The organism is Faecousia sp. (genome assembly GCF_048519415.1).
Classification (GTDB): domain Bacteria; phylum Bacillota; class Clostridia; order Oscillospirales; family Oscillospiraceae; genus JAZOXB01.
In genome coordinates this window covers 1-3,495 of sequence record NZ_DBFZUT010000019.1, presented here as the reverse complement: position 1 = coordinate 3,495, position 3,495 = coordinate 1, and the positions used below count along the sequence as shown (strand labels likewise).

Sequence of the window (3,495 nt, the reverse complement as noted above, 5' to 3'; positions counted from 1 at the left end):
CGATGCCTTGCGGGAGAAGTGCGGACAGGCGATGAGATCCGCACGGAAGCTCTGCTTGCAGCTATGGACGCAGCGGACGCAGAAGCGGTTATACTTCCGGCGTCCGCTGTCCCCGATGAAGAACGACCACTCCTGCCGCCATTTCTGACTTCTGCTCACAGCTCAATCTCTCCTTTGTGCTTTTGGGGAGGGCAGCATTCCTTCTGCTTTTCAGCCTTTGCGGACTTGAGCCTGTCCATGATGGAGGACTTTTCGCCCCTTTCGGGGGCTTTGACCTCTGCGGTCTTGCCCTCCTTCGGACCGTTGTTGATGATTCCGTCAATCATGCCGTAGTCATCCTCCATCGACATCTCCGCTGCCTTGAGATAGTTTTCCTTCTCAAGTGCCGCCATCCAGCTTTCCTTGCTGATACCGAGCATCCCGCCCTTTGCTGCATGATCGGCAATCTCCTTGGCATCTACGCACAAGCCCTCGGTGTTATCGGAATAGAGGCGGTAAACCTCGCAGCCCTTCTCCAAAGCCTTCTCAGCCGCCTCCTGACCGGCGGGAAGAACGCCAGCCCATGCGTAGCCGTAGTCCTTCATATCCTGAACGGAGAGCGCGGGATCGGGCATTTCCGGCACTTCCTTGACCTCAAGGTCGAGAAGGCGGAGCGTGTCATCGTCAAAGCTGTTGTAGACATCATCAAGGACGAGCTTGCCGCGCTCATCGACGATGATGCAAGCCGCCTCATCACCGTAGGTGTCATGCTCCATCAGGTAAAAGCTGTGACCGCCGACCTCGTGCTGGTCAATGGTGTGCCACGTCCCGATGTGACCGGCAACCGTCAGCCCGGAGGTATCGGCGTTCATCTCAAAGTCCTTCTGCTCGGTAGCTTCCTGCTTCTGCTGCTCCTTCGAGATCATGGGGATCGCCACAATCTTATCGCCCAGCTTTGCAAACTGTTCCGGCACTTTGAAGTGGTCGGAGAACTTCTGCATCTGCTCTACGGTCAGAGAACCGAAGCTGTCATCCGTCAAGCCGACTACCATGAATGTTCCGGCAACAACGTCGTAGATGTCACCGTCCTCATCACGCAGAGCGCGGTTCAGAGGCAAACCTTCCAGCTTGCCTTCCTCATTGCAGACTAAGGCAACAGGGTCTTCGTAGGGGTAAATTGCCTCGATGTAGCCGCCGACCTCATGCTGCAAGGACTTGAGATCCGAGTCAATCTCCTTCACATAAGGCTCCTTTCCCGGCTCAACGACGAGAACGGCGATGGTGCTGTCACGCTCGACGGCTTCCCCTGAGCCGGTGATCCGGTATTCATCGGGAATGTCATCAAGCTCCCCGTCAAACTGTCTGTCCCAGCGTTCGCTTGCAACGCGGACATAGCCTTCATCGGTGAAGCGTCCCTGCTCATCCATCGCAATATCGCGCCCATAGCGTTCATAGTCGATGTAATTTGCCAGAGGACCGAGATCCTTTTCGGAGTAAATACCGGCTTCGTGGGCGTAATAATAGCCGAGGTCGGATTCGTCGTTGATACCGGGCATGATGTCGTAGCAGTCCAGATTGAACGTCAGGTTGATGAGATCGTCGATGTCGCTGACCTCATCGCAGCCAGCCTCCATAACGGCAACGAGCTTTTCCTGATCGCTCAGGGAAAGCTCGTCAATCAAAGCAGCAAGGTAGTTGAGCTTATCAAGACTCTCGTACTCGCCAAGCATCTTCTGGACGCCGTAGATCGGGCATTCGTAGTCGGTGATAAACCACTCTTCATAGGGCTGACCGAACTCATCCTGCTTGCCGATCCCGATGCGCTCAAAGACCTTCTGCATCGCTTCTTCGGTTGTCGGGAACTTCACCCACTCACCGACCAGCATACCCTCGTTGTACTTGCCAAGGTTCGTGACGAAGGCTTCAAAATTACCGTCTAATACGGGCATAGGCATCCTCCTTTCAGTCATCCACCATGCCGTCCGGCATGATATACAGTTCCTCAAACTCCGCGTCGGTCATGGATTCGAGCTTCTGGATGGTCTTATACATCAGCTCTGCGATCTCGCCGTCCACGTCGTTCAGAGTGACGCTCTTCATATCGTCGATCAGCCGCTTCCGGCTGGACGTGTTGAAGCAGCACATCAGGTTGATTTCTTCCACGGTAAAGTTTTTCATATCAGAGTTCCATATCCTTTCCTTTCAATTTCTGCGGCTTCGGTGTGCGGGGCGGCTGGGCTTTCTGTGCGGATTTCAGCTTGTCGCGGATGGATTCACGGGCAGCGGGCTTCTTCGGGATGGTGTCGTAGATGGCAGTTCCGGCATCCTCCACATAGGAGCGGACATACTGGATGCTTTCAGAAAAGCGGATGGGGCGGTTCTTGTCCTCGATGTTCGTCAGCCGGACTTCATCAGCGGTAAAATCAACCGCGTCGATTCTGCACTTGATGCCATCCACATTCAGCGTCGCGCCGACAGGAATGTAATCTGCGGCTTTGAGTTCCTTGAAGGTCTCGCCGTCCTTGCTGAGAAAGACATCCACGCCGGACTTCCAGAGCTTATGAGAACCGGCTACCCATGCGCTTTCACGGAAACCAGTAACCGGCATGGAAGGCTTGCCGCGCACCTTCTTTTCAAGGAGTTTTGTGCCGAGAAGCGGCGCGGCTTTCTTTGCGTCCTTGCCGTACAGCTCAAAATAGCCGTTCTGAGCAAAGCAGACCAGCGCATCCGGATGAGCCTTTTTGACTGCCTCATATTTGCGGAGTTCTGCGACGGGGAGCGGCGAAAGCACCTCTGTCCTATCTGCCTCCGGCAGTCTGTCACGGCGGCTTTTCTGCTTAGACAGCACTTCCACCAGAGCATCCGCGTCCTTCGGGAGCGTCTGGTGGGTCTTGACGCTGCCATGCTCACCGATCAGAGCCATTGCTGCATCGAAACTGCTGCGGCAGGGTGCGTCCAGCACAAAGCCATCTGCGAAGGTCAGCCGGTCATGATCCGGCGCAACCGAGTTCTGCGCCACATTTGCTGCCTGTTCCCGGTAATTGATCTCAAATATATCTCCGAACACCTTGCCGCGTTTGACGGCTTTCGGGACAATGACGCGGGCAACGCACTCGTCGTAGGTCTGCTCCGCGTAGAAACGGAAGGTATTGTGATCCCGCGTTCCCTGAATGAAGACCTGATTTTCATTGAGGCAGTGCGTTCCATGTGGGCGGCAGAACCACATCAGCGTCTTGTCTTCGGGATTCTGGCTTTCGGCAGCGCGGCGGATGATGCGCTTGTCGATGTCGAAGTCTTCCTTGTAGCTGTCCACATGACCGTCCACGAGCTTCTGCAGCTCCGCAACGATGTCAACGTCTGTGTATTTCTTCATGCTTCTCCTTTCTCACAACTCCATGTCGTGCGTTTTGGATTTGACCGGAGACTTCTTCTCCGGCTGCTGTTTTGCGGCAGTCCTGAGCTGATCGCGGATAGAGGGCTTTTCCTGCTTCTGCTCCTGCCTGACGTATTCCAGCG

Annotated in this window: 3 protein-coding genes; all 3 read right to left on the bottom strand. The window is 55.1% G+C overall.

The genetic code is table 11. The features are described from left to right. Nucleotides 1-155 precede the first annotated feature (155 nt). The 3 genes from ACMKFF_RS02220 to ACMKFF_RS02210 are packed head-to-tail and all read right to left on the bottom strand — an operon-like array spanning nt 156 to nt 3,352. Nucleotides 156-1,928, bottom strand: a complete 1,773-nt coding sequence (locus ACMKFF_RS02220; RefSeq protein ID WP_419495902.1) for an antirestriction protein ArdA — start codon at nt 1,926-1,928, stop codon at nt 156-158. A 13-nt stretch (nt 1,929-1,941) separates the two neighbouring features. Then, nucleotides 1,942-2,157, bottom strand: coding sequence for a transposon-transfer assisting family protein (locus tag ACMKFF_RS02215; protein ID WP_419495901.1), 216 nt, complete (start codon nt 2,155-2,157; stop codon nt 1,942-1,944). A 1-nt stretch (nt 2,158) separates the two neighbouring features. After that, nucleotides 2,159-3,352, bottom strand: coding sequence for a DNA mismatch repair protein MutS (locus tag ACMKFF_RS02210; RefSeq protein ID WP_419495900.1), 1,194 nt, complete (start codon nt 3,350-3,352; stop codon nt 2,159-2,161). Between the last annotated feature and the right edge of the window lie 143 nt (nt 3,353-3,495).